The sequence below is a fragment of the Pseudomonas sp. MF08817 genome, from assembly GCF_059862705.1.
This window is the reverse complement of record NZ_JCBCUY010000007.1, coordinates 1-15,423: the sequence shown is the minus strand read 5'-3', so window position 1 is coordinate 15,423 and position 15,423 is coordinate 1. Positions and strand designations below refer to the sequence as shown.

Here is a 15,423-nt window from a genome sequence, read left to right as displayed (position 1 = left end):
AAGCCCCGCCTCTGTGTAAGAGCGCGGGGCTTTTTTGTACGCGGCGGCCTATCAGAAGCGGTAGGTAGCGCCTACGCCAAAACCGTTGGCCGAGTTCTCATACTTGGCTTTGTAGGATTGGCGGCCGTTGTTGTCGTCGACCCGCACCGATTCTTCACGCAGGTACGAGTACGCCACGTCGATGGTCAGGTCGTCGGTCGGGCTCCAACCAGCGCCGATGCTGAGGATCTTGCGATCGCCAGTGGGGATGCGCGGCGAGCGGTTGGTGTTGTTGGTCGGTGCCTGGTCGAACGACAGGCCGGTGCGCAGCACCCATTGCTTGTTCAACTGGTACGACGCGCCGATGGCGTGGGCCCAGGTGTCGTGCCAGTTCTGTTCTTCGGTGATTTCGCCGAACTGGCCGGCCAATGCGCCGGGTACACCGCTGTTTTCCACGGTGATTTCTTTGAGGCGGCTCCAGCGGGTCCAGGTGGAACCGGCGTAGAGGGTCCACTGGTCGTCCAGGGCGTGGGTCACCGAGAAGTCCACCGACTCTGGGGTTTCAAGGCTCAGGGAGGCGTCGTACTTCTGGCTGGCTTTCTGGCCGATCAGGCCCAGCACGCCGTAGTTGACCTTGGTGTCGCCCTCAAGCTTGTACTTGACCTTGGAGTGGTAGGTCAGGCCCACGCGGGTGCTGTCGGTGGCCTGTACCAGAATGCCCACGTTGTAGCCCAGGGCCACGTCGTCGCCCTTGATCTTGACCTTGCCATCGGGGATGTTCGCGGCGGCCGGGGTCACCGACAGGGCGGACTCCAGGGCACCGGTGATGCGGTTGATGGTCGGGCCGAAACCGATCGACACCTGGTCGTTGAAGGCGTAGCTCACGGTGGGCTGCAAGGTCATGACCTTGACGTCGCTCTTGCTGCCGAAATAACGGCCGGCAAAGCCGCTTTCGTAGTCGGTGACCAGGCCGAATGGGGCATACATGCCCAGGCCGAAGGTCCAGTGGTCGTCGATGGGTTTGACGTAGTAACCCATGGGCACGCCGATGAACGGCACCATGTCGCCCTTGCTGGAGCCGGGGTGGCTGGCGCTGACATCGCTGATATCGGTGTGGGCGTCGAGCAGTGCGATACCGCCGGTGACTTGTTCACGCTTGAGGCGGGACATACCGGCAGGGTTGCCAAAAACGGTGCTGGCGTCGTCAGCGATGGACGAACGCCCGGCAAAACCAGTACCCATGCCACTGATGCTCTGTTCGTTGATGGCAAAGCCACTGGCGAAGACCTGCGTGGACGCCATCATGACGGCAAGGCTAAGGCTGGATTTGAGCATTACTTTTTTCATTATTAGAACTCCGGGAAATCACCGGGGCGGAAATTACCAACATTTTCGCTCAAGCGCTATAGCGCTGTAATGCTTGAGTTAGAGCGGTTTTGTAGGACAATCCGACCATTTTCCCAGCGCGTTCCATGCAATCTTGCAAAACGCCCGATTAGCAGGCGATTTGGCTGGCAGGGGCGATGCAGGTGTGCCAGGCACGGGTGAAATCCCGCAGGCGACCCTGGGGTTGAAACGTCTGACGCCAGATACGGGCCATGCCCAAAAGGTCGCCGGGTTCGGGGAGTACGGCCTGTTGTTCTTCTACCAACAGCCAGGCAATGGCGGTGGCGTAGCGCAGGTTGACCGTTAGCTCCAGGTGCGGGCCGCTGAGGAAGGCATGTTGGCTGGCCAGGCCGCGTACCAGGCTGGCGCGCTCCGGGTCCAGGGCCAGGTAGTGGTCCCACAGGGCGCGGTGGCGGGGTTCGGCGATGCGGTACAGGCCATGGCCGCGGCGGTCGTGCAGGGCGGTGCCGAGGGCCGACTGGCTGGCGGCGATGCCCAGCAGCAGGGTTTCTGCGGTTTGACTGTGGGCCCCGAGGTAAAGCAGGGTCGGACGAATCACGTAGCGGCACAGTTCGCTGGCGGCGATACCCATAAAACCCTCGGAACCGAAAGGTGGGCGGCGATGCCTGATGGCGCTTGGCAGCAGGGAAGGGAGGATCAGGCTCGCCGCAAGCGGATCATGCCGCTTGAGTTGAAGTGTAGTGTCATATTGCGGCTGTAAAGGCCTGTTTTAACAACATTTCTGTCGGCGAGTTATAACCGATATATCTGTTCGATCTTAGTTGTCCAACGATCGGGCAAAGTGTGCAGGCAATAAAAAGCCTCGCTTTGTAAGGCGAGGCTTTTGGGTGTTTCAGCCTTTACGGCGTATCAGGCAACCAGTGCCTGACGGGTACGCTCGATCACGGCCTGCAGCGGCTCGGCGCTGGAGTACTGGTCGGGGTACAGGCGTTCGCTGTGACGGGCGATACCGTGTTCGTTGACCAGCGTGAAGCTGAAACAGCCTTTGCGTGCTGCCATGATGAGGCAGTTCATAGGTGCAAAAGCATTGGTTAGGGTGCGAATGGCATCCTGAGTATGGATTTGAGTCGACATAGTTATTAGGTGTTCCTACAAATGACACGGTTAAGAACCGTGCAACGTTAAAACGTTCCAGTAACGTCGACCACCATTGGTCGAACGAAGAACCCGACTGGAACAAAGCAGCCAGTGGAGAGCGCAATTAATTGGCGCGCTTGGGCTGGCAGGTAGGTACTTAGGAGGGCAGGCAGCACATCAAGGGCAAAGGTTCTGGGCCCAGGGTGAAGATCCTGATCAATTTGCAGGTTGGTTCGGTCAGAGTATGAAAACTTCGCAGCACCCTTTGCAGTTCAAAGGCAGTGTTGGCGTAAGTGATACCTGGAAACCATCGAGGTGGTCGGACCCCGTGTTGTCGGTAGAGGCTTCTCTTTAGGGAAGGTTTACCGGGGGACTGTGCGACCGTAATTGACTTTCAGCTTGGTACTAACGCCGCGGATACTAACGCATTGAATTTGAGAAAGGAAGTGTGATAGGCAAAAAAACTTGCCAGGGTGGGTTTGGCGCGCTTGGCGGGGGTAGCACAAAATTGTTTTTTTGCCTGCACGCCGGCTGGCTGTGCGCTTGTGGTGCGTGGTGGCGGATGGGGGCGGGGATTATCGCCGTGGCGAGCTAAAAAGGGGCGCCGATATAACCGCTTCATGGGTACTTGTGCACAAAAGTTGCGCCGCTTGTCACCGTGCTGTCACCTGGCCCCGCTGCGCCGGTGCTGCCTGCATGGGAAATTTAAGTCAATGAAAAACATCGTTTTTTTTTGCTGGTGAAAAAATCGTCAGTTTGAGCGCGAGCCCCGGCCCGTGGGGGTTTGAGGCGGTTCGGGGGCAGTTGTCCACTGAGTTATCCACAGCTTCTGTGGATTGTCCCAGGCGCTTGCTCTAGCACGGGCGTGCCGCAATTTTTTCAGCTTTACCCGTGGGAAAAAAGGAGTAGAGTGGCGCGCCCTGCGATCTACCCCACAGTGCTTTATGAAGTTTCGCTCAGTATCAAACTCTGTTATCCAGCCACCTAGCGGTGTTACCGAACCTCGCCGTTTCACCTTGCGCGTGGCCGTGTGGCTGCTGGACAACCCGCGCCTGGCCGCCAACTACAGCGTCAAGCACCTGGCCGGCCGTTTGCTCAAGCAACCGGCCCGTGAAGGGGTGGTGATGGCTCAGAGCCGTTTGGGCCAGTTGATGTGCCGCGAATGCGGCAATGCCCGCGACCGCCGCATCGGCCACGACCTGCTGCGCCAGGCCGCCCGCGCCGGCGATGAGCGCGCCCAGCAAGAACTGGCGCAAATCGAAGGCTGAGCTGTCCCTGGCGCCAGGCCTTGGTTAACCTTCGGCTTTTATCCCGATGGCAGGAGTGGCTATGGCTGTGGACTTAATCAGCATCGTGCTGGGGCTGGTGGCCGCCGGGTTGCCGCTGTTGGTGCTGGCCTGGCAGATCCAGCGCCGCGCCGCCAGCGCCCAGGCTGGCCTGGCGTTGCTCGAAGAGCGCCTCAACACCGCGCAACTGGCCCAGGAAGGGCTCAATGCCCAACTCGACGCGGCCCGCGACGAAATCAGCGACCTGGGCCAGGCCAATACCCTCAAACAGGCGGAACTGGCGGCCCTGCGCCGCGAGGTCGAGCTGTTACAGATCGAGCGCGACAATGCCCGCGATGCCGCCCACGCCTGGAACCTGGAACGCGCCGGCAAGGACGCCGAACTGCGCCGCCTCGACGCCCAGGCTGCGGCCCTGGCGGCCGAGTTGCGTGAGCAGCAGGACAGCCATCAGCAACGCCTGACCGATCTGCAAGGCTCGCGGGACGAGTTGCGCGCGCAGTTCGCCGAGTTGGCCGGGAAAATCTTCGACGAGCGCGAGCAACGTTTTGCCGAGACCAGCCAGCAACGCCTGGGGCAATTGCTCGACCCCTTGAAAGAGCGCATCCAGTCCTTTGAAAAGCGCGTCGAGGAAAGCTACCAGGCCGAAGCCCGCGAGCGTTTTTCCCTGGGCAAGGAGCTTGAACGCCTACAACAACTGAACCTGCGGCTGAGTGATGAAGCCACCAACCTGACCCGCGCCCTCAAAGGCCAGAAAACCCAAGGCAACTGGGGCGAGCTGATCCTGGAGCGGGTACTGGAGCACGCCGGGCTGGAGAAGGGCCGCGAGTACCAGACCCAGGTCAGCCTCAAGGGCCCGGACGGCGAGCGCTTTCAACCGGATGTGCTGATCCTCTTGCCGGGCGACAAGCAGGTGGTGGTCGACTCCAAGGTCAGCCTCACTGCGTATCAGCAGTACGTGGCGGCCGACGATGACGGCGTCGGCCAGATTGCCCTCAAGCAGCATGTGCTGTCGTTGCGCAATCACGTCAAAGGCTTGGCCGGCAAGGACTACAAGCGGTTGGAAGGGCTGCACAGCCTGGATTTCGTGTTGCTGTTCGTGCCCATCGAGGCGGCGTTTTCCGCCGCCCTGCAAGCCGAGCCGAACCTGTTCCAGGAGGCGTTCGACCGCAATATCGTGATCGTCAGCCCCACCACCCTGCTGGCCACGTTGCGGGTGATCGACAGCCTGTGGAAGCAGGAACGCCAGAGCCAGAACGCCCGGGAAATCGCCGAGCGCGCCGGGTGGCTGTACGACAAGTTCGTGCTGTTTATCCAGGATCTGGACGAAATTGGCGGGCGTTTACAGCAGTTGGACAAAGCCTACGCCTCGGCGCGCAACAAGCTGACAGAAGGGCGCGGCAACCTGGTCAGCCGTAGCGAACAACTCAAACTGCTCGGCGCCCGCGCCAGCAAAAGCCTGCCGGCCGACCTGCTGGAGCGGGCCATGACCGATGAAGATGGGCAGATGCTGGAGTTGCCGGAGTAGAGCGCGCAGCAGGTTTTTTTGTAGGCCCGAGTTTGTTGTGGGAGCAACTGTATTACCCCTGCCATTCGTCACCGCCACTCAGCGGCCATCGCGAGCAGGCTCGCTCCCACAGAGGAAAGATCAAAATCCCACCCACACCACTGTTCAACTGTGGGAGCGGGCTCTGCTCGCGATGAGGCCGGTACTGCCAAGCCGCCTCTATACAGCCCAACCACCGCCATCGCGGGCAAACCCGTTCCCACAAGGATTAACTCCCCCCGGGTCGCTCAAGCCACCGATCTTTGCCGCCCAGCGGCATAACACCGCCGGTTTTTCGTCTTTGTGTTGGCCCTTGCAATGGGCTGCCAGCGGCCAATCCCCCCGTGGCGCTTGCTCGCGAGGCGTCACAGAGTGAGTTGGTCTGCAAATTGCTTGTGGCTCAGTCAGTACAGCAGTGGGCGGCAAACGTCCGGCATGCAGAGGAACGACTGTGGACAAGTACCTTTATGTGGCAATGACCGGCGCCAGCCAGAATGCCTTGGCGCAGAAGGCTCATGCCAACAACCTGGCGAACATCTCCACCAACGGTTTCCAGCGCGACCTGGAGCAGGCGCGCTCGATGCCGGTGTTCGGCGACAGCTTTCCGGCGCGGGCCTTTGCCCTGACCGAGCGGCCGGCCACGGATTTCAGCGCCGGCTCCCTGGTGGAAACCGGGCGGGACCTGGACGTGGCCGTGAGCGGCAATGGCTGGATCGCCGTGCAGACCCCGGATGGCGGTGAAGGTTATGTGCGCACTGGCAGCCTGAATGTCGACGCCCTGGGTATGTTGCGCGCCGGCAATGGCATGCCGGTGATGGGCAATGGCGGGCCGATTGCCGTGCCGCCCGAGCAGAAGATCGAAGTCGGCCAGGACGGCACCATCAGTATCCGCGCCATGGGTGAAGGCCCGCGGGTGATGGCCGAAGTGGACCGCATCAAGTTGGTCAACCCGGACCTCAAGACCATGACCAAAGGCCTGGACGGTTCGATCCACACCAAGGACGGCCAGCCCGCGCCGGCCGACGCCAACGTGCAATTGGTGTCTGGGTTCCTGGAGTCGAGCAACGTCAATGCGGTTGAGGAAATGACCTCGGTGCTGGCCCTGGCCAAGCAGTTCGAGCTGCACATCAAGATGATGAACACCGCCAAAGAAGACGACCAGGCCATGGCTCGGGTCTTGCAGATCAGCTAATCACCACAACGTCGCGCCGTAAAACAGGCGCACGAGGAGAATCGAATGCTTCCGGCTCTATGGGTTGCCAAAACAGGCCTGTCCGCCCAGGACACCAACCTGACTACCATTTCCAACAACCTGGCCAACGTCTCGACCACGGGTTTCAAACGCGATCGCGCCGAGTTCCAGGACCTGCTCTACCAGATCAAACGCCAGCCTGGCGCCCAGTCGACCCAGGACAGCGAACTGCCGTCGGGCCTGCAAGTGGGTACCGGTGTGCGCATCGTCGGCACGCAGAAGAACTTCAACGCCGGCAGCCTGCAAACCACCGAGCAGCCGCTGGACATGGCCATTAACGGCCGGGGCTTCTTCCAGATCCTGCAACCGGACGGCACCACGGCCTACACCCGTGACGGCACCTTCCACCTGGACTCCAACGGCCAGATCGTTACGGCCAACGGCTACGCGCTGGAGCCGGCCATTGTCGTGCCGGCCGACGCCAAGACCTTCACCGTGGGCCAGGACGGCACCGTGTCCATCACCATCGCCGGCAACCCGGCCGCCCAGGTGATCGGCAACCTGCAGACCGCCGACTTCATCAACCCGGCCGGCCTGCAAGCCGCCGGTGGCAACCTGTTCATGGAAACCGCCGCCAGCGGCGCGCCGCAGATCGGCACCCCGGGCCTGAACGGCTTTGGCCTGACGCTGCAAAACACCCTGGAAACCTCCAACGTCAGCACCGTGGAGGAGATGGTCAACATGATTACCACCCAGCGTGCCTACGAGATGAACTCCAAGGTGATTTCCACCGCCGACCAGATGCTCTCGTTCGTAACGCAGAATCTGTAATCAGTCTTTAAGGCGCCCGTGAGGGGGCCAGCTACACCGTGAGGAAGGGTCATGAATCGGTTTGTGTGTGTGCTTGCATTGAGTGGGGCCGTGGTGCTCGCGGGCTGTGTCGCGCCGCCGCCAAAGCCCAATGACCCTTACTACGCGCCGGTGTTGCCGCGCACCCCTTTGCCTGCGGCGGCCAATAACGGTTCGATCTACCAGGCCGGTTTCGAGCAGAACCTGTATGGCGACCGCAAGGCGTTCCGGGTCGGTGACATCATCACCATCACCCTGAACGAGAAGACCCAGGCCAGCAAAAACGCCAACTCCCAATTGGCCAAGAACAGCAAGACCGGCATTGGCCTGACGTCGCTGTTCGGTGGCGGGCTGAACACCAATAACCCAGTGGGCGGTGGCGATTTGAGCCTGGACGTGGGCTATAGCGGCGACCGCGCCACCAAGGGCGATAGCAAGGCCGGGCAGGGCAACAGCCTGACCGGTTCGATCACCGTGACCGTGGCCGATGTGCTGCCCAACGGCATCATTGCGGTACGCGGCGAGAAGTGGATGACCCTCAACACCGGCGATGAGCTGGTGCGTATAGCCGGGCTGGTGCGTTCCGACGACATCGCTACCGACAACACGGTGTCCTCGACCCGGGTTGCCGACGCGCGCATCACGTACTCGGGCACCGGCTCGTTCGCCGACGCCAGCCAGCCGGGCTGGTTCGACCGGTTCTTCCTCAGCCCGCTGTTCCCTTTCTAGGTGATGAAACGTCTCATGCGCAATTTCAAGCACCTGCTGGCGGCCCTGTTGTTGACGGGCATTCCCTTGGCCGCTCACGCCGAGCGGCTCAAGGACATCGCCAGTATTTCGGGCGTGCGTTCCAACCAATTGATCGGCTATGGCCTGGTGGTGGGGCTCAACGGTACGGGCGACCAGACCACCCAGACCCCGTTTACCCTGCAAACCTTCAACAACATGCTCTCGCAGTTCGGCATCAAGGTGCCGCCGGGCTCGGGCAACGTGCAGTTGAAGAACGTCGCGGCGGTGTCTATCAGTGCCGACCTGCCGGCGTTCGCCAAGCCGGGCCAGCAAGTGGATATCACCGTGTCCTCCATCGGTAACTCCAAGAGCCTGCGCGGCGGCACGCTGCTGATGACGCCGCTCAAGGGCATCGACGGCAACGTCTACGCCATCGCCCAGGGCAACCTGGTGGTGGGCGGGTTCGACGCCGAGGGCCGTGATGGTTCCAAGATCACCGTCAACGTCCCGTCGGCCGGGCGCATCCCGGGCGGTGCTTCGGTGGAGCGTGCGGTGCCCAGTGGTTTCAACCAGGGCAACAGCCTGACGCTGAACCTCAACCGTTCCGACTTCACCACCGCCAAGCGCATCGTCGACAAGATCAACGACATGCTCGGCCCAGGCGTGGCCCAGGCCATCGACGGCGGCTCGATCCGCGTGACCGCGCCCCTGGACCCGAGCCAGCGCGTGGACTACCTGTCGATCCTGGAAAACCTCGAGGTCGATCCGGGCCAAGCGGTGGCCAAGGTCATCATCAATTCGCGTACCGGCACCATTGTTATCGGGCAGAACGTCAAGGTTTCGCCGGCTGCGGTCACCCACGGCAGCTTGACGGTGACCATCACCGAAGACCCCATCGTCAGCCAACCCGGCCCGCTGTCCAACGGCCAGACCGCCGTGGTGCCGCGCTCGCGGGTCAATGCCCAGCAAGAAGCCAAGCCGATGTTCAAGTTCGGCCCGGGCACCACCCTCGATGAGATCGTGCGGGCGGTGAACCAGGTCGGCGCAGCGCCAGGTGACTTGATGGCGATCCTTGAAGCCCTGAAACAGGCCGGCGCCTTGCAAGCCGACCTGATCGTGATTTGAGGCCCAGCCATGGATATTCGTAAGAGCGGTGTGGTGTCGAGCCAGGATTCGGGGGCCTATTCGGACCTCAATCGCTTGAACCAGCTCAAGGTGGGCGACAAGAACAGCGACGGCAACCTGCGCAAGGTGGCCCAGGAATTCGAATCGCTGTTCATCAACGAGATGCTCAAGTCCATGCGCAAGGCCACCGACACTCTGGGCCAGGACAACCCGCTCAACACCGCGGCGGCCAAGCAGTACCAGGAAATGTACGACCAGCAACTGGCGGTCTCGATGTCCCGCGAGGGCGGCGGCATCGGCCTGGCCGATGTGCTGATGCGCCAGATGTCCAAAGAAAAAAACCTCAAGCCCGCCGATGGCTCCGGCCTGATCTCGGGCACCGAGGCCCCGGCCGTTGTGGCGGTGCCCACGCCGATTGCCGCCGGCACCACTGCTGACGGGCCGCTGGGCCGGGTCAATGGCCAGCGGCCGTTGTGGGCCTCGCGCGCCGAGCACACGGTGGCCGCCAGCGGCGAGACGGGCAGCGTGCGCAACGACATGGCGCTGCTCAACCAGCGGCGCCTGGCTTTGCCGCCGAAAATGGCCGATCGCCTGCTGGCCGGGATCGTCCCGTCCGCCAGCGCTGCGGCTCACACCGCGTTGCCGGAGCGCGCCACGGCCGCCGCCGATGGCGTGGTCAAGGGCGACTGGCCAGCGGCGCGCAGCTTCGCCGCGCCTGGGGGGCGTATGCAGGTGTACGGCCGGGCCGTGGCCCAGCCACCGCTGGCGCCGGCGCGCAAGGCGTTCGATTCGGCGGATCAGTTTGTCGCCACCATGTTGCCCATGGCCCAGCAGGCGGCGGATCGCATCGGCATCGACCCACGTTACCTGGTGGCTCAGGCCGCCCTGGAAACCGGTTGGGGCAAGTCGGTCATGCGCCAGCAGGACGGCAGCAGCAGCCACAACCTGTTCGGCATCAAGGCCACGGGCAATTGGAAGGGCGACCAGGCCCGCGCCATCACCAGCGAGTTCCGCAATGGCGCGATGGTCAAGGAGACGGCGGCGTTCCGTTCCTATGACTCCTATCAGGACAGCTTCCACGACCTGGTGACCTTGTTGCAGAGCAACAATCGTTATCAAGAAGTGCTGAAGTCGGCCGATAACCCGGAACAGTTTGTGCGTGAGTTGCAAAAGGCCGGTTATGCCACCGACCCGAACTATGCGAGCAAGATCTCGCAGATTGCCAAGCAGATGAAGAGCTACGAAAACTACGCTTCGGCGAGTGTTACCACGACTTTATAAGGTTTGAGCCATGAGTTTGATCAACATCGGGATGTCTGGGCTCAACGCGAGCCAGTCAGGTTTGGCGACCGTTGGTAATAACATTGCCAACGCCAACACTGCTGGCTACTCGCGCCAGTCGAACGTGCAGGTCAGCTCGGCCTCGAACCAGTTCGGCAACGTCTTCATCGGCAGCGGCACGACCCTTGCCGACGTGCGCCGGATCTACAACTCCTTCCTTGATAGCCAGTTGCAGACCACCACGGCCCTGAGCAGCGACGCCAAGGCGTACCTGGACCAGATCGGCTCCGTGGACAAACTGCTCTCGGACAAGACCACCGGCATCACCACGGCCCTGAGCGGCTTCTTCTCCGCCCTGCAGACTTCGGCGGCCACCCCGGACAACGTCCCGGCCCGGCAATTGCTGCTCACCAGCGCCGAGACCCTGAGCAACCGTTTCAACTCCATCGCCTCGCAGTTGAACCAGCAGAACGAAGGCATCAACAGCCAACTGGGCACCTTGACCAGCCAGGTCAACCAGTTGACCTCGTCCATTGCCGCGCTGAACCTGCAGATCTCGCAGTCGAGCACCGGCGGCAGCGGCCCGGCCAACCTGCTCGATGCCCGTAACGAAGCGGTGCGCTCGCTCAACGAACTGGTGGGCGTCAAGGTTCACGAGCGTGATGGCAGCTACGATATTTCCCTGGGCACCGGCCAGTCCCTGGTATTGGGCAGCATCGCCAATACCTTGTCGGCGACGCCATCGACCAACGATAAGAACCAGTACAACATCTCGATCAACTACGGCCAGACCAGCGCCGACATCACCTCGGTGGTCACCGGCGGCAAGATCGGCGGCTTGGTGCGTTATCGCGATGAAGTGCTGGCGCCGGCCATGAACGACCTGGGCCGCACTGCGATGGTGGTGACCGGGGCGATCAACACCCAGTTGGGCCAGGGCCTGGACGCCAACGGTGAGTTCGGTACGTCGTTGTTCAACAACCTCAACAGCGCCACGGCCATTACCCAGCGCAGCCAGGGTGCTACGACCAACAGCGCCGGCTCCGGCAACCTGAACGTCAGCATCAAGGACACCAGTGCGCTGTCGGTGTTCGACTACAAAGTGACCTTCAGCAGCCCGACGGCCTACAGCGTCACCCGCTCGGACGGCAAGGCCATGGGCTCGTTTGACTCCGCGTTGCCGGCGCCCAACCCGCCGCTGGTGTTCGACGGTGTTTCGTTGGCGCCGGATGGCGCCGGGCCCATGCAGGCCGGTGACAGTTTCACCGTGTCGCCGACCCGCTCGGGCGCCAGCAACATTGGCGTGCAATTGACCGATGCCAACAAATTGGCGTTTGCTGGCCCATTGGTGGCCACCAGCACTGGCAACGATGGCACCGGCATCATGGATGCGCCGTCCTTGACTCTGCCCCTGGACATCTACGGCGGCGCGGACCTGGCGCAACAGCGCATCGGCATCGAACACGCCATGCCGGTCAAGATCGCCTTCGGCAAACCGGACCCGCTCACGGGCACCCAGAGCTACAAGGTGTTCGACTCCAAAGGCGCGGACATCGGCAGTGGCAGCATCATTCCAGGGCAAAAGAACGCGCTGACCATCAACGTACCGATGCGCGATGCAACCGGCGCGCCGATGCTCGATGCCGCCTCGCAGCCACGGACCTTTGCCTTCAACACGGCCATCAGCGGTGCCCCCGCCGACGGCGACGGCTTTACCGTCAAGTTCAACGCCGAAGGTAAGTCGGATAACCGCAACGCCAACGCCATGCTGGAGTTGCAGAACAAGCCCACGGTGGGCATCAGCAACGGCAATGCCGGGTTCAGCATCACCAGCTCTTACAGCCGTTTGGTCGAGCAGGTGGGTGCCAATGCCAGCAAGGCCGGCGTCGACAACGCGGCCAATAACGCCATCCTGACCAGCGCCAAGGCTGCGCGTAACTCGGTGTCCGGGGTCAACCTGGAAGACGAAGCCTCCGATCTGCTCAAGTTCCAGCAGTACTACACGGCGTCGTCGCAAATCATCAAAGCCGCGCAAGAAACCTTCAGCACGCTGATTAACAGTCTTTAAGGGAGTCGTCGACGATGCGCATTTCTACCGCCCAGTATTTTGAGTTCACGGCGAACAAGTATTCCGACAACTTCTCCAACGTGGTCAAGACCCAGGAGCAGGTCACTTCCGGCGTGCGCCTGCAGTCGGCCGCGGATGACCCGGTGGGTGCGGCCAAGTTGCTGCTGCTGCAACAGCAGCAAAACATGCTGACCCAGTACAACGGCAATATCGGCAGCTTGAAGAACAGCCTGGCCAACGAAGAAAGCGTGCTGGTGAGCATCAACGATGCCATTCAGCGTGGCCGTGAGCTGGCGCTCAAGGCCGGTGGTTCGGGCGGTGCGGGTATCAGTGATGCCGATCGCAAGTCGATTGCCGGTGAAATCGGCGAGTTGGAAAAACAGGTCCTGAGCCTGCTCAACACCAAGGATTCCGCGGGCCAGTACATGTTCTCCGGCTCCAAGACGTCGACGCCGCCCTATGTGTTGAACAACGATGGCAGCTACAGCTATCAGGGCGACGAAACCGAGCTGAGCCTGCAAGTGTCGGACACGCTGAAAATCGCCAGCAACGACACCGGCAAAAACATTCTGGAAGTGGCGATCAACTCCGGCCGCACCCAAGTGGTGAAGGACCCGCTGTCGGTCAATGACGACAAGGTGTTGATTTCGGCCGGCCTGATGACCTCCACCAATGCCTATACCAAGAGCTTCGCTTCCGACGAGCCGTACACGGTGCATTTCACCAGCAGCACCCAGTACACCGTGAAAGGGGCCAGCGGGGCGGACGTGACCTCGGAGATTCCGGGCAATGGCCTCTTCGACGCGAAGAAGGAAGGGGCCTCGAGCATTGAGCTGCGTGGCGTGAAGTTCGACATCAGCCTGAACCTCAAGGACACCGATATCGACCCGGATGCGGCCGTCAAGGACCATATCTTCCAGCTTGCGACCAAGCCGGACAGTTTCAACGTCTCGCGCACGCCCAGTAACACCTCCACGGCCCAGGTCACGGGTGCGGCGGTGGATAACAAGGCCGACTATGTGGCCGGGTTCCCCAGTGGCGGCGCGGTCATCAAGTTCACCACGGCCCCGGATTACAAGGTCTACGCCCAGCCTTACGGGCCCGACAGCAAGCCCATTGCCGATGGCACCATGACGGGCAGCTCGATTACGGTCGCGGGCGTCAAGTTCGAGATCAGTGGCGTTCCCGAAAACGGCGACCAATTTGCCGTAGGTTCCGATAGCCACCGCAGCCAGAGCGCACTGGACACCCTGGCGCAGTTGCGCAAGGCCCTGGAAGTGCCCACCGATGGTGACGTATTGGCCCAGGCCAAGCAAAAGGACGCCGTGGATGCCGCCATCTCCAACCTGGCCAACGCCAGCACCCAGGTAGACACCGTGCGCGGCGCTATCGGCTCGCGCCTCAATTCCCTGACCATCCAGGAGACGGAAAACACCAGCCAGACCCTGGCCAACAAAAGCTCCCAATCGGCCATCGTGGACACCGACATCGGCACCGCCTCCATCGACCTGGCGTTCCAGCAGGCGATGCTGCAAGCCTCGCAACTGGCGTTCGTGAAAATCTCCCAGTTGAGCCTGTTCAACAAGCTCTGACCCTTCGCGTGACGCACCACTGCCGGCCGGCCCTGACACCAGGGCTGGCCGGTTTTGTTTTGGGCGTTGCGATACTCACCTCCTCCCAGTGAAAGAGCTTCTGTGTGAGGAGCCTCTGTGGGAGCGGCCGGGCGGTGCTCCGCTCGCCCGCGATTGGGCCGTCATGCACCTCTGGCGGCAGCCGCCCTGCCGCCATCTCCGCTAAGGGCCTGAACAGTCGTAGGCCGATTCCCACTTATCGCGTCCGTTTAGTCTGATTTCTAGCCGGAATCGGCGTCGTTACCATCGCGCCTTGCTTGTTTGCGAGGTTGAAATGATGGAGACACTCCTATGGCGTGAGCTGCTTTCCCAGCGTAACCGCCTGCTGCAACTACACACCGTGCTGACCGATGCCTTGCTGGTGGCGCGGTTTCAGGGCACTGAGACGATCAATCAGGACCTGGCGTTCACCCTCGACTGCCTGAGCCCTGCCGCTTCTCTGGATATCGAGCAATTGCCGGGCACGGCCGTGACCCTGCAACTGGCCCTCAATGATGGCCGCGCCCGCGCGTGGCAGGGGGTGGTGGCACAGGTGCTGGCGCTCGGGGGTGACGGGGCCGTGGCGCGCTATCGATTGCAGGTGGGCAGTTGGCTGGGGTTGCTCAAGCAGCGGCGCAACACCCTGATATTCCAAGGCCTGGATGCCCTGCAAATCACCGCTCGGGTGTTCGCCGATTACCCCTTGGCGCAGTGGCAGGCCCACGTCACCCAGCCGTTGGTGAAGCGGGCACTGTGCACGCAGCACCGTGAGACGGATTTCGACTTCATCTGCCGCGTGTGGTCCGAAGAGGGCTTGAGTTTTTACCTCGACCACGACGCCGAGGGCGGTGCCCGGTTGCTGATTGTCGACAGCCAGCGGCAATGGCCGGCGGGCGTGACCCTGCCTTTTAGCCGCACAGACGCGGCGCAACTCGACCACGGCATTCAGCGTTTCAGCGAGCACCGACAGATCAGCAGCGACAGTACCGTCACCTGCTCGTGGAACGCTGCGCAGTTGCTGGGGGTGAGTGGTAGCGCCCAAGCAACGGCCGACGCAGGCCCGGCGCTGCCGCCGTTGCAGGTGTTCGACGCCGCCCCTGGCGCTGTGTTCGCTACCGAGCAGCATGCCCAGGGCAGTGCCGAACAGCAGCTGGGCGCACGGCGCCTGCGGGCCCATGACTTTCAGGGTGAAGGCGCGGAGCCTGGGTTGCAGTTGGGGGTGTGTTATGGGCTGCAGGGCCACCCTGAGCTTGGGCCCTTGCAGTTTTTTTGCCGGG

The 15,423-nt window shown here is 62.1% G+C and carries 13 protein-coding genes; 10 read left to right on the top strand and 3 right to left on the bottom strand.

Translation table 11 applies throughout. The annotated features are described in order from the left end of the window. Positions 1 to 51: 51 nt before the first annotated feature. From AC19YR_RS05965 to AC19YR_RS05955, 3 genes are all read right to left on the bottom strand, one after another. Positions 52 to 1,326 (bottom strand): OmpP1/FadL family transporter, encoded by a 1,275-nt coding sequence (locus tag AC19YR_RS05965; RefSeq protein WP_095106960.1) that lies wholly within the window; start codon positions 1,324 to 1,326, stop codon positions 52 to 54. Between the two features lie 148 nt (positions 1,327 to 1,474). Continuing rightward, positions 1,475 to 1,957 carry a hypothetical protein gene (locus AC19YR_RS05960; RefSeq protein ID WP_500597553.1) on the bottom strand — a complete coding sequence of 161 codons (483 nt, stop codon included), beginning with the start codon at positions 1,955 to 1,957 and terminating at the stop codon, positions 1,475 to 1,477. 278 nt (positions 1,958 to 2,235) lie between these two features. Further along, positions 2,236 to 2,460, bottom strand: coding sequence for a hypothetical protein (locus AC19YR_RS05955; protein WP_007898912.1), 225 nt, complete (start codon positions 2,458 to 2,460; stop codon positions 2,236 to 2,238). Positions 2,461 to 3,407: 947 nt separating this feature from the next. Here AC19YR_RS05955 and AC19YR_RS05950 point away from each other — a divergent pair. The 10 genes from AC19YR_RS05950 to AC19YR_RS05905 all read left to right on the top strand — a co-directional run. Further along, a complete protein-coding gene (locus tag AC19YR_RS05950; protein ID WP_500597552.1) occupies positions 3,408 to 3,731 on the top strand; it encodes a sel1 repeat family protein in 324 nt (107 codons plus the stop codon). Positions 3,732 to 3,906: 175 nt separating this feature from the next. Further along, positions 3,907 to 5,274 carry a DNA recombination protein RmuC gene (locus tag AC19YR_RS05945; RefSeq protein WP_176465042.1) on the top strand — a complete coding sequence of 456 codons (1,368 nt, stop codon included), beginning with the start codon at positions 3,907 to 3,909 and terminating at the stop codon, positions 5,272 to 5,274. Positions 5,275 to 5,743: 469 nt separating this feature from the next. Beyond that, positions 5,744 to 6,484, top strand: coding sequence for a flagellar basal body rod protein FlgF (locus AC19YR_RS05940; RefSeq protein WP_095106968.1), 741 nt, complete (start codon positions 5,744 to 5,746; stop codon positions 6,482 to 6,484). 45 nt (positions 6,485 to 6,529) lie between these two features. Then, complete coding sequence (gene flgG, locus AC19YR_RS05935) at positions 6,530 to 7,315, top strand: flagellar basal-body rod protein FlgG (RefSeq protein ID WP_095106970.1); 786 nt, start codon at positions 6,530 to 6,532, stop codon at positions 7,313 to 7,315. 51 nt (positions 7,316 to 7,366) lie between these two features. After that, positions 7,367 to 8,062, top strand: a complete 696-nt coding sequence (gene flgH, locus AC19YR_RS05930; RefSeq protein WP_095106972.1) for a flagellar basal body L-ring protein FlgH — start codon at positions 7,367 to 7,369, stop codon at positions 8,060 to 8,062. A gap of 15 nt (positions 8,063 to 8,077) precedes the next feature. Next, positions 8,078 to 9,187 (top strand): flagellar basal body P-ring protein FlgI, encoded by a 1,110-nt coding sequence (locus AC19YR_RS05925; protein ID WP_095106974.1) that lies wholly within the window; start codon positions 8,078 to 8,080, stop codon positions 9,185 to 9,187. Positions 9,188 to 9,196: 9 nt separating this feature from the next. Next, positions 9,197 to 10,468: a flagellar assembly peptidoglycan hydrolase FlgJ gene (flgJ, locus tag AC19YR_RS05920; protein WP_500597549.1), complete on the top strand. Its 1,272-nt coding sequence runs from the start codon at positions 9,197 to 9,199 to the stop codon at positions 10,466 to 10,468. 10 nt (positions 10,469 to 10,478) lie between these two features. Next, a complete protein-coding gene (flgK, locus tag AC19YR_RS05915; RefSeq protein WP_500597548.1) occupies positions 10,479 to 12,536 on the top strand; it encodes a flagellar hook-associated protein FlgK in 2,058 nt (685 codons plus the stop codon). A 14-nt stretch (positions 12,537 to 12,550) separates the two neighbouring features. Further along, the gene (locus AC19YR_RS05910) at positions 12,551 to 14,128 is read left to right on the top strand and encodes a flagellar hook-associated protein 3 (RefSeq protein ID WP_095106980.1); all 1,578 of its coding nucleotides are present in this window, start codon (positions 12,551 to 12,553) and stop codon (positions 14,126 to 14,128) included. A 313-nt stretch (positions 14,129 to 14,441) separates the two neighbouring features. After that, on the top strand, positions 14,442 to 15,423 hold a 982-nt coding region (locus AC19YR_RS05905), incomplete at its 3' end, for a type VI secretion system Vgr family protein (RefSeq protein WP_500597547.1).